Source organism: Sharpea azabuensis DSM 18934 (genome assembly GCF_000702165.1).
Classification (GTDB): Bacteria; Bacillota_I; Bacilli_A; order Erysipelotrichales; family Coprobacillaceae; genus Sharpea; species Sharpea azabuensis.
Genome location: NZ_JNKU01000025.1, coordinates 14,973 through 40,481, shown reverse-complemented (window position 1 = coordinate 40,481; position 25,509 = coordinate 14,973). Strand labels below are relative to the sequence as shown.

22 protein-coding genes are annotated in these 25,509 nt (G+C 38.3%); 4 read left to right on the top strand and 18 right to left on the bottom strand.

Annotation, left to right across the window (positions count from 1 at the left end; translation table 11 throughout):
* Nucleotides 1–211, top strand: a 211-nt coding sequence (locus T529_RS13485; protein ID WP_033163620.1) for a hypothetical protein, incomplete at its 5' end; no start/stop codon positions are given.
* 169 nt (nt 212–380) lie between these two features.
* On the opposite strand, the gene T529_RS0106475 is transcribed toward T529_RS13485, so the two are convergent.
* From T529_RS0106475 to sufC, 7 genes are all read right to left on the bottom strand, one after another.
* The gene (locus tag T529_RS0106475; RefSeq protein ID WP_033162804.1) at nt 381–1,844 is read right to left on the bottom strand and encodes a methyltransferase domain-containing protein; all 1,464 of its coding nucleotides are present in this window, start codon (nt 1,842–1,844) and stop codon (nt 381–383) included.
* 74 nt (nt 1,845–1,918) lie between these two features.
* Entirely contained in the window at nt 1,919–2,458 is a 540-nt protein-coding gene (locus T529_RS0106470) for a 5-formyltetrahydrofolate cyclo-ligase (RefSeq protein ID WP_033162803.1), read from the bottom strand.
* Nucleotides 2,451–3,863, bottom strand: coding sequence for a Fe-S cluster assembly protein SufB (gene sufB / locus T529_RS0106465; RefSeq protein ID WP_033162802.1), 1,413 nt, complete (start codon nt 3,861–3,863; stop codon nt 2,451–2,453). Before sufB ends, T529_RS0106470 begins: the two co-directional genes overlap by 8 nt.
* Entirely contained in the window at nt 3,856–4,305 is a 450-nt protein-coding gene (gene sufU, locus T529_RS0106460) for a Fe-S cluster assembly sulfur transfer protein SufU (protein ID WP_033162801.1), read from the bottom strand. The genes sufB and sufU overlap by 8 nt, the downstream gene beginning before the upstream one ends.
* Nucleotides 4,289–5,521: an aminotransferase class V-fold PLP-dependent enzyme gene (locus T529_RS0106455; RefSeq protein ID WP_033162800.1), complete on the bottom strand. Its 1,233-nt coding sequence runs from the start codon at nt 5,519–5,521 to the stop codon at nt 4,289–4,291. Before T529_RS0106455 ends, sufU begins: the two co-directional genes overlap by 17 nt.
* Nucleotide 5,522: 1 nt before the next feature.
* A complete protein-coding gene (locus T529_RS0106450) occupies nt 5,523–6,419 on the bottom strand; it encodes a SufB/SufD family protein (protein ID WP_033162799.1) in 897 nt (298 codons plus the stop codon).
* Nucleotides 6,420–6,421: 2 nt separating this feature from the next.
* The gene (gene sufC, locus T529_RS0106445) at nt 6,422–7,210 is read right to left on the bottom strand and encodes a Fe-S cluster assembly ATPase SufC (RefSeq protein ID WP_033162798.1); all 789 of its coding nucleotides are present in this window, start codon (nt 7,208–7,210) and stop codon (nt 6,422–6,424) included.
* 156 nt (nt 7,211–7,366) lie between these two features.
* Between sufC and T529_RS0106440 the strand changes: the two genes are divergently transcribed.
* Both T529_RS0106440 and T529_RS0106435 read left to right on the top strand, forming a co-directional pair.
* Nucleotides 7,367–8,335, top strand: a complete 969-nt coding sequence (locus T529_RS0106440; protein WP_051646888.1) for a peptidylprolyl isomerase — start codon at nt 7,367–7,369, stop codon at nt 8,333–8,335.
* Between the two features lie 2 nt (nt 8,336–8,337).
* Nucleotides 8,338–9,300 (top strand): hypothetical protein, encoded by a 963-nt coding sequence (locus T529_RS0106435; RefSeq protein ID WP_051646887.1) that lies wholly within the window; start codon nt 8,338–8,340, stop codon nt 9,298–9,300.
* 430 nt (nt 9,301–9,730) lie between these two features.
* On the opposite strand, the gene T529_RS0106430 is transcribed toward T529_RS0106435, so the two are convergent.
* The 10 genes from T529_RS0106430 to proB all read right to left on the bottom strand — a co-directional run bounded on the left by T529_RS0106430 (nt 9,731) and on the right by proB (nt 21,161).
* Nucleotides 9,731–11,017, bottom strand: coding sequence for an amidohydrolase family protein (locus T529_RS0106430; RefSeq protein ID WP_033162796.1), 1,287 nt, complete (start codon nt 11,015–11,017; stop codon nt 9,731–9,733).
* Nucleotides 11,018–11,028: 11 nt separating this feature from the next.
* Nucleotides 11,029–12,456: an ROK family protein gene (locus tag T529_RS12560; protein ID WP_051646886.1), complete on the bottom strand. Its 1,428-nt coding sequence runs from the start codon at nt 12,454–12,456 to the stop codon at nt 11,029–11,031.
* 4 nt (nt 12,457–12,460) lie between these two features.
* Entirely contained in the window at nt 12,461–12,958 is a 498-nt protein-coding gene (locus T529_RS0106420; RefSeq protein ID WP_033162795.1) for an HD domain-containing protein, read from the bottom strand.
* A 2-nt stretch (nt 12,959–12,960) separates the two neighbouring features.
* Complete coding sequence (locus T529_RS0106415) at nt 12,961–13,524, bottom strand: SOS response-associated peptidase (protein ID WP_162172993.1); 564 nt, start codon at nt 13,522–13,524, stop codon at nt 12,961–12,963.
* Between the two features lie 14 nt (nt 13,525–13,538).
* A complete protein-coding gene (locus T529_RS0106410; RefSeq protein ID WP_033162793.1) occupies nt 13,539–14,024 on the bottom strand; it encodes a GNAT family N-acetyltransferase in 486 nt (161 codons plus the stop codon).
* A gap of 47 nt (nt 14,025–14,071) precedes the next feature.
* Nucleotides 14,072–15,904, bottom strand: coding sequence for an ABC transporter ATP-binding protein (locus T529_RS0106405; RefSeq protein WP_033162792.1), 1,833 nt, complete (start codon nt 15,902–15,904; stop codon nt 14,072–14,074).
* Complete coding sequence (locus tag T529_RS0106400; RefSeq protein ID WP_033162791.1) at nt 15,897–18,263, bottom strand: ABC transporter ATP-binding protein; 2,367 nt, start codon at nt 18,261–18,263, stop codon at nt 15,897–15,899. Before T529_RS0106400 ends, T529_RS0106405 begins: the two co-directional genes overlap by 8 nt.
* Nucleotides 18,251–18,709 carry a MarR family winged helix-turn-helix transcriptional regulator gene (locus tag T529_RS0106395; protein ID WP_033162790.1) on the bottom strand — a complete coding sequence of 153 codons (459 nt, stop codon included), beginning with the start codon at nt 18,707–18,709 and terminating at the stop codon, nt 18,251–18,253. The genes T529_RS0106400 and T529_RS0106395 overlap by 13 nt, the downstream gene beginning before the upstream one ends.
* A gap of 91 nt (nt 18,710–18,800) precedes the next feature.
* A complete protein-coding gene (locus T529_RS0106390) occupies nt 18,801–20,039 on the bottom strand; it encodes a glutamate-5-semialdehyde dehydrogenase (protein WP_033162789.1) in 1,239 nt (412 codons plus the stop codon).
* Nucleotides 20,040–21,161 carry a glutamate 5-kinase gene (proB, locus tag T529_RS0106385; protein ID WP_033162788.1) on the bottom strand — a complete coding sequence of 374 codons (1,122 nt, stop codon included), beginning with the start codon at nt 21,159–21,161 and terminating at the stop codon, nt 20,040–20,042. It lies immediately after the preceding gene.
* A 220-nt stretch (nt 21,162–21,381) separates the two neighbouring features.
* On the opposite strand from proB, the gene lon reads away from it, so the two are divergent.
* A complete protein-coding gene (gene lon / locus T529_RS0106380; protein WP_033162787.1) occupies nt 21,382–23,676 on the top strand; it encodes an endopeptidase La in 2,295 nt (764 codons plus the stop codon).
* Between the two features lie 51 nt (nt 23,677–23,727).
* Here the strand turns inward: lon and thrS are convergent, their stop codons facing one another.
* Nucleotides 23,728–25,488 carry a threonine--tRNA ligase gene (gene thrS / locus T529_RS0106375; protein WP_033162786.1) on the bottom strand — a complete coding sequence of 587 codons (1,761 nt, stop codon included), beginning with the start codon at nt 25,486–25,488 and terminating at the stop codon, nt 23,728–23,730.
* Nucleotides 25,489–25,509 lie beyond the last annotated feature (21 nt).

Below are 25,509 nucleotides of genomic sequence, written 5' to 3'. Positions count from 1 at the left end.
ATTTGCGGATGGCAAGAGAAGACACGGGCTGGACTATACGCTATATACAGGATTCGAAAGAGTGTATGATAATCTTATGTTGATATTCACAGGAATGAATCTCAAGAAGTTATGCACATACCTTGGAAGGATGCAGGAGGCGCATTGCGCCCAAAATTCCTGCTTTGAGCATCAAAATGAGGAAACGTTAAAGGCGATGGGGATAGGATAGAAGGATCTAGGCCCAATTTTTTTATTATCTGGAGAAATATATTCAGAAAAAAGAGGATGAATCATAAAATATATCAATCTATAAAAAAAGACCGCCAACGATGTGGTTAATCGTCAACAGTCTGAGATCAGCAATGATCTGTTTTTCTTTTATTCAAAAAAGCCAGGTCCTAAGATCTGACTTGAATAATAAAGAAATAGAACTGATTCTTTCCACGTGGGACGTCATAGTGTTCAATAAGTGAAAGATAGCCTTTATTAACACGTAAATTCTTTTCTACAAGACCTATTTCACTTGTATAGATAAAGGCATAGCCATCTGGCTTAACAAGACGGTGGATACGTTTAAAGAATGTATCATAGAGCTTCTCTAATTCCTGCTTATTACGCATCTGTGCATAGGTTGGCATGTCGGTGATGATTTCATCAAACATTTCCCCATTGACAAAGCGCAATGCATCCTTATTGACATAATGGATATTGAGATTAGCCGCTTTTGTATTACGCTTAGCTGCTTCTAGTCCTTTGGAGTAAATATCCAGGCCTAGGGCAAAGCTTGTTGGACGCATGAGACATCTTTCAATCAAAGTAATCCCACTGCCTACAAAAGGATCTAGCACTTTGGCATGATCAGTCATATAGGGCTTGGCAAGTTCTAGCAAAGTCGCTGCTACATAAGGCTGCATGGAATTAGAAATGACTTCTTTACGATAATCAAAGCGTGGATTCTCCAGTGTTGACAGCTTTAAATAGGCAGAGACATAACCTTCTCTTAATTCCTTGAAAATAATCTCAATCTCATAGTTATTGACGACATTTAAGAGCTTATCTGGATAAAGATCATATAACCCTTTGACAACAGCCTGAATAAGCTTTGGGTCTTTTTCACGTAAATGATCTGATAAACGATAATAGAAAAGCTCATTACTATCAAATAAACGATCCAGCAAGTCAAGTAAATTACTCTGACGGAAACATTCAATTATGACATCTGCATCCTTTGGCATATTGGCACACTTATGAATAGGGATGATCATATCACGATAATTACGTAATGGTAATAAATCGTAGACGGAATTTGTACGGACAAGTACCCCCTGTCCAACTGGCTTATATTTTAAATGCAGGACATATTCAAAGAGTGTGAACTGATAATAGGGCAATGTTGTGAGAATGACATCAACATCCTTATGTAAGAGTCTGATCATCTTTTTCTTATGTGTTGTATATGAAAGAATGATTGGATTGAGGATTTTAAGCTGAGCCTGGATGTGCTTGCTGTCAGTGTGCTCATCGGCCAACAAATCTGCCTGTATCTCCTTGAGGTCATTAATGATGCTCTTAACATTCTGCTTGCTTAAGGCTTTCAGATAGCTATCTTTCACAAAGTCCTTGTCTTCTTCACGATAAGCATTCAACAATAAACTCTTAACAGCTGTTTTTCCATAGCACCCTAGAAGAAGTGCTGCATTCTTTCTGATCTTTGGATCCGCATCATGAAGTAATACTTTCAATTTACTGTAAAGTTCTTCAGAGACAAGCTGCTCATCATCACGCATATCATTCTTTAAAGCAATCAAGTTCTGACGTATATCTTTATTATTAATTATATTGTGAATTAATTCTTCCCTCATACTTTTCCCTCGCAACTTTCTCCTATTATACCATAATTGTATACAACTCACAATCACGAAAAAAACGAGAAGACCTAATAGATCTTCTCGTCAGTAATAATCATATCCAATGGAACATCAAGACTATGCGGCTCTGTATCCTTAACATGCTGGAAGCTAAAGGCAATTCCACATGTTGTGTGGGGATAGTTCTTTAGCGCACGATCATAGAAACCACGGCCATAACCAACACGATTTCTTTGATCATCAAACATCAAGAGTGGGACAACCACAAAATCAATATCATTGATATTTCTTGTAATGTTTGTAATAGGTTCATCAACCCCAAAATACCCCTTAGCCACATCATCAAAAGATTCAATCTTGTAGAAGACAAGATCATCACCAACACATTTTGGTACAAAAATCTCTTTCTTGCCAAAATACTTAGCCATCAAAGCTCTTGTATCCACTTCATGACGGTAGCTCATATAGAGCGCTATTGACTGTGCTTCTTGAAACGCCTTTAATGATTCAAGCTGCTTTTGAATCTGCAGGCAGTAATGCTGATAGCTTTCTTCATCAAGAGCTAGTCTCTTTTGAATCATGGACTTACGTAATTGTTTCTTATCCAATGGCTTTATCACTCATATCAAATTTAATCAGCTGATTCAATTCAACGGCATATTCCATTGGAAGTTCTCTTGAGAATGGTTCAATAAAGCCCATGACAATCATTTCTGTTGCTTGTGCTTTTGTCAGACCTCTACTCATTAAATAGAAGAGCTGATCTTCAGAGACTTTAGAGACTGTTGCTTCATGCTCAATTGTTGAATCGTTATTCAACATTTTGTTTGTAGGAATTGTATCGGATGTTGAAAGAGGATCAAGAATGAGCGTATCACATTCAATCTTGCTCTTTGCTCCTTTAGCTTTAGGTGCATGGGTTACCAAGTCCCTAAAATTGGCTTTACCGCCATTTTTAGAGATGGACTTAGAAATAATCTGACTGCTTGTATTTGGTGCTAAATGAATCATTTTAGCGCCAGAGTCAATAATCTGTGTTTTATCTGCAACAGCAATCGTAATAACGTTGCCCTTAGCTCCTTCACCTGCAAGAATGCAGCAAGGATACTTCATCGTAATACGGCTACCAATATTACCATCGACCCATTCCATAAAACCACCTACATCAACACGAGCACGCTGAGTCACTAGGTTCAAGACATTCTTTGACCAGTTCTGGATTGTTGTATAACGGCAATGGGCATGCTTGCCAACTACAATTTCAACAACCCCGGCATGTAAGCTATCTTTTGAGTAGCTTGGTGCTGTACAGCCTTCTACATAGGTAATATCGGCATAATCATCAACAATAATTAATGTTCTTTCAAACTGTGCCATGGCTGATGAATTAATACGGAAATATGCCTGTAATGGCTTTTCAAGGTGAACACCTTTAGGGACATAGATAAATGATCCACCTGACCATACTGCCCCATTTAGAGCTGAGAACTTGTTGTCATTGTATGGGATAACTGTATCAAAATACTTCTTGAAGATTTCTGGATACTCTCTTAGACCACTATCAATATCTAAGAAAATAACACCCTTCTCTTTAACTTCTTCAAGCATATTATGATAAACAACTTCTGATTCATATTGTGTTGAAACCCCTGAAAGATATTTTCTTTCGGCATCAGGAATACCTAGTCGATCAAATGTATCCTTGATTTCATCAGGTACCTCTTCCCAGTCATTCGTCTGATTATCAGCCGGACGCTTATAATAAGTGAAATCAGAGAAGTCAATATCACTTAAATCAACACCCCATGTAGGTAATGGTCTTGATTCAAATTCTTTTAATGATTTTAAACGATATTCCAGCATCCATTCTGGTTCTTTTTTAATTGCAGAGATTTCTCTTACAATATCTGCATTAAGTCCTTTAGGTGTTGTAAAGACAGCTTTATCAGGTTCAATGAAATCAGCTGAATTATCCACACCAGTAAGAGGAATATCATCAAAGTTCTTATCCATTCTTCTTCCCCTCACTTTCATCAATTAATCGTTCTAGCCCATTCCAGCCAATTGTTGCACATTTAATACGATTGGCTTGCTTATAAGTATTCTTAAAGACATAGGCTTCCTGTATTAAAGAAGGATCATAATCTTTTTCATAAATCATGTCCTTGTAGTTTTCAATAATTTTACGTGCTTCTTCCTTGCTTTTTCCTTTGACAAGTTCTGTCATGATGGAAGTTGAAGCTGTTGAGATAGCACATGCTTCACCATCAAAACGTACATCTTCAATCATATCACCATTGAATTTTGCTTCAATGTCGATATTATCGATACATGTAGATGAATTCATATTGGTTTTCATATAGGCATCATCATCAATAATGCCATGATTTCTTGGATTCTTGTAATGATCCATAATGATTTCTCGCATAACGAGTGGGTTATCTAAAGAATGCATCTAAGAAGTCATCTCCTTTCTTACATACTTCAATAAAGGCATCAATATCTTCTTTTGTCGTATAGACATAGAATGATGCACGAACAGTAGAATTCACACCAAGATAGTTATCAAGAATCTTTGCACAGTGTTCGCCAGCTCTTACGGCAATACCATAGGTATTAAAGAGAGAGGCAGCATCCTGTGAGAAGACGTCCTTGATATTCATAGCGATTGCCCCAGTCGCCTCTTTATTGTAGACATCGACATTGTCGAGCTCTTCAAGACGTTCAATCGCATACTTACGCATAGCTTCCTCATGAGCAACAACATTCTCCATGCCAAGATTCATGAGATATTTTGCAGCTGCGCCTAAGCCTACAGCACCTTCAATATTTGGTGTTCCTGCTTCAAAGCGATAAGGGATTTCCTTGAGGGTCACTTCACCCTCTTTATTGTAGCGGGCATTGCTTCCTCCCCCTGAACGAACAGGATGCATTTCTTCAAGTAAGGCACGTTTGCCATAAAGGACACCAATCCCTGTTGGCCCTAACATCTTATGACCGCTAAAAGCTAAGAAATCAATATCGTCCTTCTGTACATCTGTTACCATATGGGGAACGGATTGTGCCCCATCAGCCACAACAACAATGCCCTTTGTATGGGCATAATGCGCAATCTCACCAATAGGGACTTCAAAGCCAAGAACGTTGGTCATAATGGCTAGGGAAATGATTTTTGTATGTTCTGTTACTGTTGCTTTAACAGCATCCAAAGTGATATGCCCTGTTTCATCAATAGGAATATATTTGATGATAGCGCCTGTCTGTTTGGCAACATCAAACCATGGTAATGTGTTAGAGGCATGTTCAGCATATGAAAGCAGGATCTCGTCACCAGCTTTTAAATGCGTGAGACCATAGCCATAAGCAACCATGTTCAAGCCATCAGTTGAACCTGATGTAAAGATCAGTTCATCCTTTTCTTTCGCATTGATGAACTGACGTAATGTTTCTCTTGCCCCTTCAAAATGCATATCAACATCATGGGAAAGATCATAGTCCCCTCTTTCGGCATTAGCTGAATAGTTGGAGAGATAATCGACAACTGCATCAATGACGCATTGTGGCTTAAGTGTTGTTGCATTGCTGTCAAGATAAACGAGTGGAGCATTATGCATCTTGACATTGTTTTTAAGCATTGGGAAATCTTCTCTTACTTTATAAACATCATACATACTATGCACCAACCTTTCCTAAGACTTTTTCGAAACGTTCTTTAATCATAGGATTATCAACGACATCAATAACTGGCTTTAAATAACCATAAGTGATGAGCTGCATAGCCTGGCGTTTTGTAAGGCCTCTGCTCTGGAGATAGTAAAGATGGTTTTCATCCATACGTCCAACCCCAGCAGCATGGGATGCCTGGACATCATAGTCATCAATATAAAGATATGGATTTGCGCTAGCGCGAGACGCTTCATCAAAGACCATGATTTTGTTTGTCTGATGGCTTTCGCTCTTATGCATGCCCTTCTTAATTGTCCCAATACCATCAATCGTCATGCTGCCAGCATCCTTCGCAACACCATAGTTATCCATAATGCCATATGTGTATGGAGCATGATGTTCGATATTAACAGTATAATGCTTCTTTTCTTCAAGCTTACTTAAAGCTGCCATACGTAGCTTCATATTGGCATTTGTACCTGCTAAGATAAAATTATAATTGGCATCTAATGAGCCATCAGATAGCTCTGCGTAGCCTAAGTGGAAAGATGCATCACGGCCAACAACACCCTGATCATCAAAATGAATTGCTGCCTTATTGACAGAATCATTTTCATTAAAGATATTGATATGCGCATTCTCATCAACCTTGAATGTTCTTGAAAGCTTGACATTATCTGCCAGTGTTCTTGTCTCAACAAGATTAACTGTTGTATTTTTTGCAAAATGATAATGTAATTCACCATCATGATGCAATGAGATCACAACATGTAAGTCATACTTGCCTTCATCAAAGGACAATGTTGTGCCTTCTAAATGAACACCTTCTGGTAAGACAACATCCTTAACTTGATCATCTTCTAAGAACACATGATGAGAATAAATATAACTATTTTCTCCCATCACTACTTGCCTCCAAAGCCAAAGAGCTTTTCAATTAAATCACTGTTATCCTGTTTACCAACAAGCCATTCATAGCCTTCATTATTAATCTTTTCGACTAATTCATAGCCACCTTCAGCCTTAATTTCACCATCAACAAGAACATGAACATGACTAGGCTTAACAAGCTGATAAAGCTTTTCATAATGGGATACCATGACTAAGCCCATTTCATTCTCTTCTTTCATCTTGTTGACGGCATCAGCGACAATTCTTAACGCATCAACATCAAGCCCTGAATCAATTTCATCAAGCAAGGCAAAGCTTGGCTTCAACAATTCCATTTGAAGAATTTCATTACGCTTCTTCTCCCCACCTGAGAAACCTTCATTTAAATAACGATGTGCTAAATCCTCATTCATCTTAAGTTCGCTGATTGCCTGATCAAGATTGTTCATGAAATCAAACAAACGCACAGGTTCATCTCTTCTTGCGTTAATTGCAGCTTTCAGGAAATCACTATTTGTGACCCCAGGAATAGCTTCAGGATACTGCATGCCTAAGAAGATTCCTTTACGGCTTCTTTCATCAACACTCATAGCGAGCAAGTCTTCACCATCAAGTGTAATTGAACCCTGTGTAACCTTGTAACTAGGGTGACCCATGATTGTTGAGAGTAATGTTGATTTACCATTACCATTTGGACCCATTAATGCATGTGTTTCACCTGTTTTAAATTCTAAAGTTATACCTTTTAAAATCTCTTTGTCATCAACACTGACATGGAGATCATTAATTTTTAATACTGACATATTTCTACCACCTCGTTCACTCATTTTATAATAAAGATATGGCTAACTCAAATAATATAATAAGAAATCTTTCATGTGAAAGATTGTGATTTGCCTGCTTAGATTGAAAAAAAGGGAAATGTATGTATAATAAGATTGTTACTTAAGGAGGTTTGTATGAACGTAAAAAGACTAACATGTCTTACAATTACAGGCATGATGCTTTTGTCTGGCTGTAGTGCAGGCAAAACTGTCAATAACAAGAGTGTTGTGGCATCCTTAGATGGTGATAATGTCTATGCCGACAGTATTTATTCAAGCATATCTTCAACATCTTCAGGACGTACACAGCTTTTCAATTACACCCTAGATCAGCTTCTTCATAGCAAGTATCCAGCAACGAAAGCTATGGAAGAAAATGCTGACAACATGGTTGATTCTATTAAAGAAAGCTACAAATCACAATATAGTGAAAGTGAATATGAGAAGCAGCTAGAAAAGGACTTGAAATCTTCTGGATATTCAAGCATTGCTGATTATCGTAAGAAAGTTGTTTACTCTCTTCAGTATGCGGAAATGATGAAGAACTATGTCAAGAAACATTTCAATGCTGTCTTTGATGATTACTACAAGATGGCAACTCCACGTTATATTTCTATTATCAAGGTTTCTATGGCATCTGTAGATGCACCAACAAATACGGAAAGTGACAAGCTGCAGGAAGTAAAAGACTTATTGAAGAGTGGCAAGAACTTTGGTGATATTGCGAAAAGTTATTCTGATGACAACGATACAAAGAATGCTAAAGGCAGCCTAGGTATTGTTGATACAACAAGTTCTTTATCCGATACATATGGCAGTGATGTCGCAAGTACGGCTTTGACTTTAACAGCCGGACAGACAAGTGAAGCCATCAAGGGCACAAATGGTTATTATTTCCTTTACTGTTCTTCAACTGATAAGGAAAAGATCAAGAAGGAATTAAAGAATGTTGATGCAAATTCACCACTCATCACTTATGATAACTATATGGTTTATGAAGCCTTCAAGACATATAAGATCACTTATCAAGACAAAGCTACAAAAGAAGCCATCAAGAAAGTGATTGATGAAAATCTTAAAAACAGAGCTGAGGAAAGGAAATAATTATGGACGAAAATAAAGAATTTAGACAGGTCCATAAGGTTCCTGTTAAAAAGACAAAAAAACCAATTAATAAAAAAGCGATTGTTGGTCTTGTTTTAGCCATTGTATTAGCAGCTGGTTGTATTGGTGGTTACTACTATGTGAAAAATACAAAAGAAACTGATTATGTTTCTAAGGTAACGGATGGATCGAAAGATCTCATTACTGGCGATACGACCGTCAGCAAGCAAGGCTATTATGAGTATTTAATGGATGGTAGTGGCGCAAGTGAAATTGTCAGCCAGGCATTAACGAAGATTGCTGACAAAGAACTTACAACAAAAGCTGATAAGGCAAGTATTAAAACAGAGACGAAAGCACTTGAAGATCAATATAAGAATTATATGGGTTCTGTGAAGGACTATGCGAAATCTGTTGGCTACAGTTCTGAAGAAGCCTTCAGAAAAGCCACACTTACACCTAACGCAAAACAGAATGCCCTTGTGAAGAAGTATCTCACTTCTAAGTTCACAACAGCCATTGACAAATATAAAGTCAGCTATGTCAAGTATTTCACTTATGAAAAAGAATCTCAGGCATTAAAAGCTATTCAGTCAATCAAGAGTGAAGAGGACTATAAGAAACTTGCGGATGCATCAAGCACAAGTACTGATGTTGGTATTCTTTCTACAAAGTCATCAGCTGACAGCAATCTTGTCAAGAAAGCAAGTACTCTCTATAAGATGAAAAAAGATGGCGTCTATGGCAGTGCTGTAAAGCTTTCAACAGGTGCTTATGCTGTTGTTTATGTTTATAACACTGATCGTGCTGCCCATAAGGATGATATTGTTTCTGCTCTTTATAAGCTTGATAAAGTCAAAACAGATATCAATGCATACTACTTAAACAAGTATCATTTCACTGTTTATGACAACAAGATGAAAAAAGCAATTAAGGAAATCTCAAAATCATATATTAAAGATTAAGACCATGATCTGATATGATCCCCTAAAGGTAGACAGTACAAATACACAATATGTACTGCCCTGCTTTTAGGGGGTTTTATTATAGGAAGAAAAGCAAAATATACATTTGAACAGAAGCTGAAAGCTGTACTGGATTATCAGTCAGAAAAGAAATCAGCAACTGAGATCGCATCAGAATTAGATATGGCGAAAAATGGTGACAACAGAATACGTGAATGGTCGAATCTCTGTAAAGCTAACGGGCAAGAAGCTCTCAAGTCTAAAGAAAGAAATTCATCTTACTCAAAAGAATTCAAAGAATGGTCTATCGCTCACATTTTCTTCTCCTTTTTCTTGTTGTGGTTCTTATTCTATAGTTTTTCCTCATTCTCTTCAACTTTTCTCATTTCTTTAAAAAAGACTAACACGAGCAATGCGCTCATGCTAGTCACTAGAGTTTACAGAAAGGATCAAGCTGACGTTCGACCTCTGCATATTTCTTGATATAATCAGGTTTATAAAGCTTGCCACGCATGATGACATGCGTCACATTACTGAGTGTTGAAAGATCATCAAGTGGATTGATCTTTGTGACAATCATATCGGCATATTTACCAGCTGTTATAGAGCCTGTGATCTTGCCGACATTCAATAATTTCGCATTACCCAATGTTGCACTATAGAGGGCATAGCGTGGAGAAACACCACAGTACTTGACAAAGTAGATAAGCTCACGCCACATATCATAATGTGTCACATAGGGACAAGCGGTATCTGTTCCTAGAGCCACGGGGATATTGTTGGCGAGGGCTTTTTTGGCATTATCAATAATGCCATCAAAGACCAATTTGCCATTATATTGCTGGATTTCATTACAATGAGAAATCTTACGATCGAACAAGGCAAAAGGAAGTGCTGGTGAAATAGTTGTTGTAAGAAAGGCATGACGCTTTTTAAAAAGATCAATGATTTCTTCATCACACATAGCCCCATGTTCAATGGAATCCACACCATTCTCTAAGGCAACACGAACACCTTCACTTGATTCCACATGGGCAGCAACAATCAAGTTATTACGATGAGCCTCATCACAAGCCGCCTTAATGATTTCAGGGGGCATTTTCAAAGCTCCAGCGCCACCCTTTTCAGTCGCATCCATAACCCCACCAGTAATCATCAGCTTAATAAAATCTACATGCTGTTCAACAAGGTTATCAACAGCCTGGCGTGCTTCTTTTTCATTGCCAACAACACGTGCAACAGAGCCGGCCATATGACCACCTTCAACTGTAATCGCCTGATTGCTCGTAAGAATACGCGGTCCAACAAGTTCACCACGATTAATTTTATCTCTTATTTGCGTATCATAGTCCAATAGCCCACCGACAGTTCTGATTGTCGTTACACCACTCATTAATTCCGTTCGAGCATAGTTTTCACACATTTTCATGGACATATGTCGAAAAAGCTTATTGCGTGTTGCCATCTCAGCTGCCTTCGCACTATCTTTCTGTTTTCTTTTAGGTTTGCCACTTCCAGGAAGATGGACATGCATATTGATCAAGCCAGGCATAATGAATGCCCCTTGTAAATCAACTTCCTGATAACCAGCCCGTGATGTGCTTTCATCAGTGATGGATTCTATTTTATCATTGTTGGTGAGAATGACTTTATGGGAGATGACTTCCATATGTTCACTACCATCCAAGATATGACCATTTATAAAAGCATATTTCATGTTATCACTCCTTACATATTTCCTTTACAATCTCTAATACGATTGATACACATAATCATTTCCCCAAAAAGAATGAATTCTTTAAGATTTTCAATCTTTCTTACAGGCGGGATGTACTTCTTTGGAATATATTTTGCCATTTCTTCCACAAGTTCATCAACACTTGGTACATTGGAACAATAATAGGTCAATAATTGTGGTCCAATTGTCGCAATTAAGGCCACAAGATTCTTAGCCACAACTTCCTTAGCGCCTTCTTCATAGCGGGCAAGTATTGCTGGATCATCACTGTAGGTCAAAGGCAAATATTGTGTTTCACCAGCAATATTCATATAGCCCTTAATAACCCGGTCGTGGAAGATTGTACCTGCCCCACCCCGATTATGTCCTCTTGGCAGGAAATAGAAACTGACCGAGTCACAGTCATCCTGAAGCACATTAAGACCTGCTGCTACAGCATTGACATCATTATCAAGAGAAAAGCCAAGTTCTGGATGCTTGCTTTTAAGATAACCAGCCACATCCGTATAATCAAAGCCTTCATTTTCATTAGTCATAAAGCCATAATGAATAATACCTGGTGCCCCAATACCGACATAATGAATATCGGAATGTTCTAATAAGACATAGTCAATAATATCGTTGAGATCACGCAGATTGAGCTGATCATGGATTCTCTCACCATCCAATAGCACTTCAGCATTCTGATAGACACGATAATGGATATGGGTATGACGATAATTCTTTAATATACCAATCGCTAAAATCTTTTTGTCATAATTAAGGGATAATGTTGGTAATGCTTCTTCCTTTTTCTCTGGTTTCGCCTGGGTGAGAGTTTCTTTAATCAGGTCAATGGTAGCACCAACATCATATTTCGCAAAGATTGCTGAAGGCAAAGTCAGCACAGGAATACGATGGAAAATAGAGCGTACACGGGCAAGCTGATAGCCTATCTGTGGGGCAAGTAAAATCATGTCATAATTCATTCCAGCATCTGCTAATTCATTGTAAGCAACGGCTGAGAATTCATAATCAAGATTCAATGTTTGTACACCTTTATTGAGTTCCTGGGCAAAGAAGCTTGTCGTTAGACCTGAGGAACATGATAAGAGGACCTTGACAGTCTTATGATCATCCACATGATGCATGATATCCATAAACTCTTGATAAATACCAACTGCATGTTTAAGAGTCTGTAATTGAAAATGGAGATAGAATTCAATATTCTGGTTCTTCTTATTGGTAATTGAGAATTCTATGATGGAATTATCCTGGTGAAATACAACCTGGCCTTTAGCTCCAGCTGTATCAAAATCAAGGGCAGTATTTTCTCCAACCTTGCCTTCTGTCACACCAATATCGCCATGATCCTGCAATTGAATCCATTTTGCAAATATGGCTACATAGATTTCTCTTAAAAATTCATCCATGAACATGATCTTACCCCTCTAAGCCAAACATTTCATTGATGATTCTTATGCCTGAAGCCGTCTTAAAGAAATGATCGCGGGCATTCTTGATTTTCTCTTTGTCATCCCCATCTTCATAGGCATTGACAAGATAATCCGCTTCAACAAGAATCTGAAAATCAATGTCATCAACCGCACTTATGGTATGATGATGTCCAACAATAAAGCCAACACGCTGACATAATGCATCATCATAGCCAGCTGACTTTAAGAGCTTCATTGCAGGCTTGGGCCCAAATTCTTCCTGTCGTTTAGGCGTATTCTTTAAGCCCTGACTTTCTGCAACAATAATACCAATATCATGCACATAGCCAGCAAGGGTCACACGTTCTACAATCTCATTATCTAAACCTTCTTCAATGGCAATCATGTTGGCGAAGCTTGCGACTTTAAGAAAGTGCTGAATTCTTTTAGGATCACCATGATCAAAGGCAATCATTTTTCTTTTTACAATATTTTCCTTGTTCATATCTACACCTCAAATAATGATAACTGGCCATCCATAGCCTCATTTACTAAAGGTGGCTGTTTTTGTTTTAATAATGCTTTCGCTTTTTCTTCATCAAAAAGATAATCCTTCATAACCCCTGGTGCAAGTAAAAATGGCATGCGGTCATGAATAGCAATCATCGAATCATTGGCTGGCTTAGTGATAATGACATAATGTCCTGCTTGATCATAAAGACCACCCATCAGCATCATGCCATTTTTGGGATAATGAAAGCGAAATTGTTTTTTCTCCTGATTCCATTCATAGAAACTGCGGGCAAAGATGACACAACGTCGCTTATTGAAATCATCCTGAAAGAATGGCTTTGTCGTCACGCTTTCACTTCTCGCATTAAAGACAAGCTTTGAACCAATCGGCTTCCCCCATTGCATGACTTCATAGCCTTTTTGTGAAGCAATGATACCAAAATCACCAGGATGAACATCCCCAGGCTTTATTCTTGCATCATACATATCTTCAAGCAGTTTATCAATAATATTACGATCAATAAAATAACGTCCACACATATTTATACCTAGCTTCAAATTCTAAGTCAGCCTTAGATTTCTAAAAACATATCATTCCACTTTGCCCCACCATGACTACTTAAAGAGTCCTGTAATTTCTTATAGCCAAAGCTTTCATAAAAAGGCAATAAGCGATCTTTGCAGGTGAGAATGATACCCTCTTTTCCTTTCTTTCTTGCAAGATCAATATAGGCATGCATCAACATGCTTGCAATCCCCTGATGCTGGTATGTGGGCAATACATCAATCCCAAAGACAGTCATATAAATACCTTTGGGATCATGCAATGAAGCATCACTGTAGAAGCAATCAGGAAGATAGCGCTGACTTGTTTCATTGCCATTGATAAAACCAACGATTTGATCATCCTTTCTCGCGACAAGAAAATTCTCCCCAAAAACTTCATAACGCTTCACAAATTCTTCATATCCACATGCTTCTGTTTGAGGAAAACAAATGGCTTCGATATTTGCGATATCTTTTAGATCTTCTGCTTTTGCTTGTTCTATCTTTATCATAAACCTATTCTAGCAAAAAACATCCCATTAGAAAATGGGATGTCTCATTAAATTTGGGCGCCTTCAAACTGTGACTTGTAGAGTGAAGCATAGAACCCGCCTTCATCAAGCAGTGACTGATGATTACCAACTTCAACAATATCACCATCACGCATGACAATAATCGTATTGGCATCACGAATTGTTGAAAGACGATGGGCAATAACGAAAGATGTTCTTCCTTCCATTAAAGCATCCATACCCTGTTGAATCATCACTTCTGTACGTGTATCAACGGAAGATGTTGCTTCATCAAGAATAAGAATCTTTGGATCTTTTAAGAAAGCACGGGCAATTGTCAACAGCTGCTTCTGGCCAGCTGAGATATTGGAAGATTCTTCATTAATGACTGTATCAAGTCCTTCTGGCAAAGTATGAACGAAGTGGTCCACACGGGCATTCTTGATGGCTGTTTCGACTTCCTCGTTGGTTGCATCAAGTTTGCCATATTTCAAGTTTTCTTTTACGCTGCCATTGAAAAGCCAAGTGTCCTGCAAGACCATTCCAAACATCGAACGTAAATCACTACGTTTCATATCCTTGATATCTACGCCATCAATAAGAATAGAACCTTTATTTAATTCATAGAAACGCATCAATAACTTAATGATTGTTGTCTTACCAGCCCCAGTAGGACCAACAATGGCAATCTTTTGTCCAGCATGAACATGAAGATTGAAGTCATGAATAATGATCTTATCTGGGTTGTAGCCAAACTTGACATGGTCAAATGTAACAGCACCCTTCATATGATCAATTACATCACGGCTGACAGTAGCCTTTTCATCATCAATTTCTTTTGCTTCTAAGAATTCAAAGACACGTTCACTTGCTGCAGCAGTTGACTGCAACATATTGACAATCTGGGCCATCTGAGTAATTGGCTGATTGAACTGACGGACATACTGAATGAAGGCCTGAATATCACCAATCGTAATAATCTTGCCGCTCGCAAGATAGCCCCCTACAATACATACAGCGACATAGCCAATATTACCAATAAGGCTGGCAACCGGCATCATCAATGAGCCAAAGAACTGTGACTTCCAGGCTGATTCATAAAGCTTATCATTATATTGATCAAAGGTATCAATGGCTTTTTCTTCACCATTAAATGCTTTGACAACTTCATGACCACCATATACCTCTTCAATATGACCATCCACATCACCTAATGCATCCTGTTGCATCTTAAAGAATTTTTGTGAACGTTTCATAATAATGCTTGCTACCGTCAAAGTAATAGGAAGGACAACGACTGCAATGATTGTCATTTGCCAGCTAATCGAAAGCATCATCACAAGGATCCCAATGACTGATACTGTTGAAGTGATCATCTGGCTCATTGACTGATTAAGAGATTGGGCAATCATATCGACATCATTCGTTACTCTTGAGAGAATGTCCCCATTACTGTGGTGATCAAAATAAGAAAGAGGCAAACGGTTCATCTTTTCAGAAATATCTTTTCTAAAGTCATAAGCAACTTTCTGCGAGATACCACTCGTAATCCAGCCCTGAATATAGTTAAATAAGGCACTTACAAGATAGAGAGCTAAGAGGATAAGGAGGATATGGGTAATATAGCTAAAATCAATTCCCCCGACATTTCTGACCTTCGCCACGATCCCTTGGGAAAGCTTATCGGTTGCTTTGGCAAGAATTTTAGGACCGACAATGGAGAAGATTGTTGATCCAACAGCAAAGATCATGACAAAGATGAGTTTGAGATAGTAAGGTTTCAAATAACGAATAAGTTTCGCCATCGTTCCTTTAAAGTCTTTGGCTTTTTCACCATTACCCATAGAAGGACGACCAGGATGATTTCTTCTTTTATTCATTTTCTAATTCCTCCTTTGATAATTGTGAGTAGGCAATCTGCTGATAAACATCACATGTTTTCATCAGTTCATCATGTGTTCCCTTGCCTACCATACGGCCTTCATCAAGAACAATAATCTGATCGGCATGCATGATGGAAGCAATGCGCTGACCTACAAGCAAGACAGTATTATGTTCTTTCTGACACATTTCATTAAGTTCTTTTCTTAGTTTGGCATCGGTCTTAAAGTCAAGTGCGGAGAAGGAATCATCAAAGATGAGAATTTCTGGATTCTTAGCTAGTGCTCTCGCAATGGCAAGACGCTGACGCTGGCCACCAGACACATTTGTCCCTCCGGCCGCAATTTCATGATCTAAACCACCAGGAAGCTTATCGACAAATTCCTTAGACTGTGAGATTTCTAATGCACGCTCAAGATCTTCATCTGAAGCATTGGAAGCACCATATTGTAAAGTGCTGCGTACATCACCACTAAAGAGGTTCGCTTTTTGTGGCACGATACCAAGCTTACTTCTCAGCTCATGAATACTGGCATTACGCACATCAACACCATCAACATAGACATGGCCACTTGTTGTATCATAGAAACGTGGGACAAGATTAATCAGTGTTGACTTACCTGAACCCGTTGAACCAATAAAGGCTGTTGTCTGACCTGGCTTAGCTGTAAAGCTAATGTCACTTAAAACATTTTCTTCTGAACCAGGATAGGCAAAGCTGACATGATCAAATGTGACAACACCACGTTGATCATCAGGGAATGCTTCAGGATGAGCTGGTTCAACAATACTATTTTCTGTTTCTAAAACATCGGCAATACGCTTAGCAGAAATAGAGGCACGAGGAAGCATGATGGCAATCATTGCAATCATCAAGAAGCCCATGATGATCATCATGCCATATTGCAAGAAGGCCATCATCTGACCAATCTGGATATGTCCTAAGTCAATCTGCTTAGCACCGACATAGACAATCGCTAACGTTACGGCATTCATAATAAACATCATGATTGGCATCAGGCTAATCATCACTCTATTGACAAATAAATTGACTTTCGTTAAATCCGTATTAGAGACATCAAAGCGTCTTTCAGCTTCTTTCTCATTACCAAAGGCACGAATGACAAGAACGCCGGATAAGTTTTCACGCATTGCAAGATTAAGTTTATCAATCAATGACTGAATGATCTTGAATTTAGGCAGAACAATACTAAATGTCACACCTAATACCCCAAGAATGACAATGAGGACAAGACCAATAACACCGGTCATTGATTTCGATTGCTGGATGGCTCTGACAAAGGCACCTAGCCCTAATACTGGCGCAAAGCAGACCAGTCTGATAAACATCACAACAACCTGCTGGATCTGGGTAATATCATTTGTCGAACGGGTAATCAGGGAAGCTGTTGAGAACTGATCCATTTCATGTGTTGAGAAGCTTTCCACCTTCTTGAAAAGATCCAAGCGCAGATCTCTCGCAATAGCTGCACCTGTCTTTGAGGCAAAGAAAGCCGCCGCAATAGAAGCAACAGCACCAAGCAAGGCAATCACAAGCATTTTCACACCAGCTTGAAAAACATAGGCATTCTGAATATCATCCGTATTGGCGCCTAAGCGTTTATATTCACTCTTAACCGCATTTCCACCGGCAATATTCATGGTACTATTCCCCATTGTTTTCATTTGTTTGTCGATGCTGTCAAACATCTTATTACGGCTATCTTCAGGCATTGCACCAATGAAATAGAAGACATCGCCTTCCTTCACTTTTTCTTCCATCATTTGAAGCTGTGTTTTCATTGCTGCAAGCTTTGTTTCACTTGCCTGGCGGGTTGTTTCGGGAAGATTGTTTTTATTTGCCTGATAGCTGTTGTAGGCTTGTTCATATTTCTGTCTAAAAGAAGCTACACTTGCTGTTAACTGCCCCATCAGTTTCTTATAGCTTTCTGAATTCTTATCCATATCCTCTATTGATGAAACAATCAACATGCTTTTAAGCATGGCTTTATTAAGCTCATCATGATTAATATCATCTTTTAAGACATAGATATTCTTGGCTTTAGGGAAAGTCTTCTTGATATCTGAATCAAGTTTTTCTTCTTTTGTATAACGATAGCTCCTTTTTATGACTGTTTGTTCTTTCTCATTGGCAAACAAGAGAATATGGTGATAAGTATCCGTTGTAAGCACATCACTGACAGCGTCCTTAAAGCCACCAGCCTGAATACCATTAGAGACAATGTTACTCATGTAATCTGGAAGTGCTAATTCACTGGCTGCCTGGCCAAGGATCATGACAATGGCAATCAGGAATAAAGCCCAGTATTTCTTAAAATACTTTCTTAATCGGAACATGCGTTTTCTCCTTTCATTTTTTCTAAATTCTTATAAACACGTTGAAATAATGACATTAATAATGCAAAGTCCTGATCATCAAAACCTTCAAAGCACTGCTTTGATAACCGATCGACAATACTCTTAGCTTCATCTAAGGCTTTCTTGCCCGATGGCGTGATGAAAAGATCATATTTACGTTTATCATTTTGATCTTGAACACGTTCAATATAATGCATCTTTTCTAGACGCTTCACACGGCCTGAAAGCGTTGCTTCACTGATTTTCAGTTTTTGAGCAATTTCTTTTTGCGTCATATCACTCTGCTCAATAAGATAAAGCAAAGCACACTGTTCATGTGTAATATGCATATCATTCAATTGACGACTTGCCGCATTACGATAGGCAATACCTATGCGTCTAAAATTCGCAAACACATCATTGATTTGCTGGGAATTATCTTCCATGCTCCTTCCTCCTTATTTACTTAGTATGCTAAGTATTATAGTTAGCGTGCTAAGTATTGTCAAGTGAAAAGAAAAGACACACAATGTGTGCCTATTCTCTGATTTGTCCATTACCTTCAATCTTATATTTGAATGAACACATTTCTCTTAAGCCAAGAGGACCTCTGGCATGTAATTTCTGGGTTGAAATACCAAGTTCTGCACCAAAGCCAAACTCTCCCCCATCAGAGAAACGTGTTGAGGCATTATGGTATACACAGGCTGAATCCAATGCATTCATAAAGAGATTAGCTGTTGCCTGATTATTGGTAATAATGGATTCGGAATGTTTTGTAGAATATTTATAGATGTGATCAATAGCTTCATTGACATCATCCACAATCTTGATATTGACAATATAATCATCATATTCCGTTGCATAATTACGTTCTGTTGCTTCTTCTGCCTTGATGACTTCACATGTTCTTTCATCGCCATAGATTTTCACCTTACTGAAGGCTTCTCTAAGTGGTGGTAAGAATTCTTCATAGACATTCTTATGAATGAGGATAGTTTCTATCGCATTACATACGGATGGACGCTGCAATTTGGCATTTTTCGCAATTTCAAGAGCCATCGATAAATCAGCATCCTTGTCGACATAAAGATGACAAATACCAGCCCCTGTCTCGATAACAGGTACTGTCGCATTTTTAACGACAAACTGAATAAGCCCTGCTCCCCCTCTAGGGACAACAACATCAAGATAATCATTGGCATGAATCAGTTCATTGACGATTTCATGATCATTATTTTCAATAAGCGAAAGAACACCTTCAGGAATAATGCCAGCAATCGCTTCAAGCATAATATCCATTAAAGCCTTATTGGTCATAATTGCTTCTTTGCCACCCTTAAGAACGCAACAGTTACCACTTTTTAAACATAATGCTGCAATATCAACAGTAACATTAGGTCTTGCTTCATAGATAATGCCATAAACACCCATTGGGACACGGACCTGAACGATTTTTAAGCCATTGGGACGATCAATCTCACGAATCACTTCACCAACTGGATCATCGAGGCTAATAAGACTCTTCACACTCGCACTCAATGCTGCAATACGCTTTTCATCAAGTGTTAGTCGGTCATACATGGCATCAGTAATGCCATTTTCTTTAGCATTTTTTAAATCAATCGCATTGGCAGTTAGGATGTCCTGCTGATGTTCTAATAAAGCATCACTGATAGCTTCTAAAGCATCATTCTTATCCGTTGTATCCAATGTCATCATTTCACGAGCAGCCATTTTAGCAGCTTTTAATTGTTTTTCTAATTGTGCATTCATTTATTTTTCCTCCAAGACAACCATATTATTGGCATGAATAATTGTATCATAATCTTTATAATGTAGGATTTTCTCAATCTGGTCAGTATTGACGCCCTTGATCAGTCTGACTTCATCACTGGCATAATTTGTAATACCTTTGGCAAGAAGTTCACCTTCTTGACTTACAACATCAACAACGGCACCGGAAAGAAAATCCCCTTCTACATCAACAATACCTTTAGGTAAAAGTGACGTATGGCGCATTAAGGCTCTTTGACAGCCTGCATCAACAACAATCTTTCCTTTAGGCTTTGAACGATAGGCAATCCAGTGTTCACGTGCTTTCATCTTACGACCGCTTCGACCATTAAACCATGTTCCTTCATCTTTTAAGGCATTGACAATCGCATCTGGCTTTGAACCATTGACAATACACATATGACTGCCAAAATCATTGACCATTTTTGCAGCCTTGAGCTTTGTCGCCATCCCACCCGTTCCGAGTGTCGAATGACTATCACCGGCATAGCTCATAATTTTTGGTGTCAGATAATCGATATAGGAGAGAAGTTTAGCACTCGGATCATCATGTGGATTAGCTGTATAAAGCCCATCAATATCAGAAACCAAGATCAGTAATTCTGCTTCAACAACAGGTACAAGTAAAGCTGCTAAAGTATCATTATCACCAACCTTAATCTCATCAACAGATAAAGCATCATTTTCATTAATAATTGGTACAACATCATAATCTAATAACGCATTCATCGTGAGATTGAGATGCATCAAACGTTTACGATCATCAAAATCCCCATGATTCAACAATATCTGTGAACAACGCATCTGAAAGATACTAAAAAGTTCTTCATAGATTTCCATTAAGCGTGCCTGACCAATGGCAGCAAGTGCCTGTTTTTGAGGAAGAAGAGTCGGCTTCTCATCAAGATGCAAAGCCCCCATGCCAGCTGCAATCGCTCCTGATGATACTAGCAGGACGGTATATCCTGCTCTTTTAAGCTTAGCGATCTGAGCTATAACTTTAAGGATCTTTTCCTTATTGATTTGACCATCATCATCACATAGTGTTGTGCTTCCAACCTTGATGATGATTTTTTTAATATCTTGAATTGATCTTTTCATTCTCTTTTTCCTCTCTTTTTTGCCATTATACCTATTATTGCTTTAAGATACAACGCAAACAGCTTCCTAAAAAATCAATCAACTCTTTGTGTACATCAATTGACTAATAGATCATATAGAATTACAATAGTATTGAACTAAGAGAAGTACCGCAAGGTGCTATTTCTTTTAATTTGATATTAGCACTCTTTTGATAAGTTTGCTAAGAAGGAGGAAAACTATGGAAAATGCACTTGTAATTCCCGTATATGATACGATTGTCATACCTAATGCGACATTGTATTTTAATGCGGATTATTATAAACAAATGACAGGTAAGGATCCTATTATTGGTGATAATGTGATCTTTATTATTCAGAAAGAAGATACGCCCTATGATGAACTGACAAATGATTCATTTGAACCAATCGGTGTATCGGGCAGCGTTTCAGAAGTCAATTTAAATGGCTATATTGCCATTAGAACAACTGATCGTGCCAATATCAAAGATGTCTCCATCACCAACAATGAAATCAGCATCTCTTATACAGATCGTCCTGATGAGGAAGACTTAAGTGCTGATGAAGAAAAGAGTACGCTTGAAGAGACAAAGACAGCCCTGCTTGGTGCTTTGAAGTATATGAGTATGGGCAATATGTATCGTACATGGGTTGTCCGTTTACGTTCACTTGAAGAAGTGATTGCAACAGGTGCCTCTTGGATGACAATTACGCCAGAAGATAAATATAGCTTTATTGCCACCGACAGCAAGAAGGAACGTCTCGAGCTTTATAAAAAAGTGATCATGGAAAACATTGAAATCTACCGTGTCACAAGCGAAGCCGAAACAGCCCAGGAAGAAGATAACCAGAAAGCTTATCGTGAACAGGCTTTGAAAAAACAAATTGAATTTTTACAAAAAGAATTAGATGCCATGCATCCAGAAAACGTCTCTGAAATTCGTAAATTTGAAATTAAGATTAATAAAGCTTCGATGAATGAAGAAGCTGAAAAAGAAGCCCGTAAGACATTGAATCGTATGAAGCAGGAAGGTGAGAACTCGCCTGAATATGGACAGCTTTATAACTATCTTGACTTCATGACACAGGTGCCTTGGAAAAAGTCACGTTTCAAGAAGATTGATTTGAATAAAGCACAGGAAATTCTTGATGAAGATCATTATGGCTTAGCTAAAGTCAAAGAAAGAATACTCCAGCAAATTGCCGTTATGAACCTCAATAAGAAACAATCTGGCTCAATTCTCTTATTCGTTGGTGCACCTGGTACCGGTAAGACATCAATTGGTCAATCGATTGCCAGAGCATTGGGCAGAAAGTATGAACGTGTAGCTTTAGGGGGCAGTAAGGACGAAGCGGATATCCGTGGTCATCGTCGTACCTATATTGGTGCGATGCCTGGTCGTATCATGGATGCCATTGCCAAAGCAGGAACGAGCAATCCTGTGATGGTCTTAGATGAAGTAGATAAGCTTGGTATAAGCTATAATGGTGATCCAGCAAGTGCACTTCTTGAAGTACTTGATCCTGAACAAAATAGCACATTTACTGATCATTATATGAATGTTTCCTATGACTTAAGCGATGTCTTCTTCATCTGTACAGCCAATTCGACAGATACCATTCCTGCCCCATTATTAAACCGTATGGAAGTTATTCAGTTTAATGGCTATTCACCATTAGAGAAGCAACAGATTGCAAAAAGACACTTACTGCCAAAGGCAATGAAGACGATGGGTATTAAGCCTGAGGAATTAGAACTTGATGATGATGTACTAGCAACAATCGTCAATGACTATACTCTTGAAGCTGGTGTGCGTGGCTTGAAGAAGCGCATGGATGCCATCTGTCGTAAAGCAGCTGTTGAACTTGTCAAAGGTGAAGAGAAAATCACTGTCACAAAAGATATGCTAAGAAAATATCTTGATATGCATCTGATCACCCATGAACGTGTTTCTGAAATGAAACAGCCAGGTGTTGTCACAGGTCTAGCATGGACACAGGTTGGTGGTGAAATACTCTTTATTGAAACAATGCAAACAAAGGGATCTGGCAAGCTCATCTTAACGGGACAGCTTGAAGATGTCATGAAAGAATCGGCAGAAATCGCCTTAACACTTGTTAAGCATTATTTCCCTGAGAAAGCAGACTTCTTTGAGAATAATGATATTCATATCCATGTTCCTGAAGGAGCAATCAAGAAAGATGGTCCATCAGCTGGTATTACCTTTACAACAGCCCTTGCCTCACTTGTCACAGGCAAGCCTGTTTCATCACAATATGCAATGACTGGTGAAGTCTCTCTACGTGGTAATGTAATGCCGATTGGTGGTCTTCCTGAGAAGCTCATGGCAGCAGACCGTGCTGGAGTAAAGACAGTCTTTATTCCAAAAGAGAATGTTGATGATCTTGAAGATGTTGCCAAGGAAGTCAAAGAACATCTTGAAATCATTCCTGTTCATCATATTGAAGAAGTTTTAAAGACGGTTGGTATTTTAGAAGATTCTAGTGAAAGCTAGAATCTTTTTTTGCATGAAAAAACCTAGTGGATTTCACTAGGTCTTAAAACTTTATTTCTGTAATGCTTTCTTTTCGACTTCATCATTTAATAAAGCAACAAATTCATCAAATGGTACAGTTGTCTGTTCCTGATGACCATACTGTCTATAAGTAACAGTGCCTTCATCACGTTCATTGTTACCAAGGACTAATTCATAAGGAATCTTATGCATCTGTGCTTCACGGATACGATAGCCAAGCTTTTCATCACGGTTATCTAACTGAACTCTGAAATGTGCCTTTCTGAGTTTCTTGACAACTTCCTGTGCATATTCTTCATGATATTCATTCTTAACAGGTAATACAACAACCTGCTTAGGTGCTAACCATAATGGAAGTACGCCCTTTGTTTCTTCAAGCAGGAAGGCAATGAAACGATCCAAAGAGCCAAGGATAGCTCTATGAATAACGACTGGTCTTACCTTTTCACCATTTTCATCAACATATGTTAATTCAAAACGTTCTGGTAACTGGTAATCAAGCTGGATTGTTGAAAGTGTTACGTCATGGCCTAATGCACTCTTCACCTGGACATCTAACTTAGGACCATAGAAAGCAGCTTCACCTTTTGCTTCATAATACTTGACGCCCATATCATTTAAGACTGCACGTAATTCATTTTCTGACTTTTCCCAAAGTTCATCATTACCGAAATACTTTTCTGTATCTTCAGGATCTCTTAATGATAATCTGAATTCATAATCAGTAAAGCCAAAGTCTTTATAGACATCAAGGATGAGCTTTGAAACTTCTTTAAATTCCTGAGCAATCTGATCAGGTCTTAAGAAGATATGTGAGTCATTCTGAGTAAAGGCTCTTGCACGTTCAATACCTGTTAATGCTCCACTTGCTTCAAAACGGAAGTCATTAGCAATTTCAGCCATTCTGATTGGTAAATCACGATACGAATGTAATTGTGACTTATAGATCATCATATGTTCTGGACAGTTCATTGGACGAAGGACATAGGCTTCATCATCCATTTCCATAGCTGGGAACATATCATCTTTATAGTGATCCCAGTGACCAGAAGTCTTATATAAAGCGACATTGGCAACTGATGGTGTCATGACATGTTCATAACCTAAGTCTAATTCCTTATCCATGATATAGTCAGAAAGAATACGTCTTACTGTAAAGCCATTTGGTAACCACATAGGTAAACCTCTACCAACTAAGTCCGCAAACATAAAGATACCAAGTTCCTTACCAAGCTTACGATGATCTCTTTCTTTGGCTTCTTCAAGCAATGCAAGATGTTCATCAAGTTCTTCTTTTGTAGGGAAGCATACACCATAAATACGCTGTAAGACTTTGTTGTTTTTATCGCCCTTCCAGTAAGCACCAGAATGTTTTAAAAGCTTAAAGTTCTTACATTTCTTAACTGTATCAACATGAGGGCCTCGACATAAATCTGTGAAGTCTCCCTGAGAATATGTTGATATAACAGTGCCTTCTGGCATATTGCTGATGAGATCTACTTTGTATTCATCATCTGCAAATTCTTTTAATGCTTCTTCTCTGCTCACTTCATGGCGAACGATACGTTTGCCATCTTTACAGATTTTTTTCATTTCTTTTTCAATCTTAGGTAAATCATCATCAGTAATCGTCTGATCACCTAAGTCAATATCATAATAGAATCCTTCTTCTACAACAGGACCTACCCAGAACTTAGCCTGTGGATAGAGATGCTTAACAGCCTGTGCCATGACATGAGCACATGAATGATTCAAAGTATTTAATTCAACATCATTTAAAAAATCTCTCATTTTCCTTCTCCTTCAATAAAA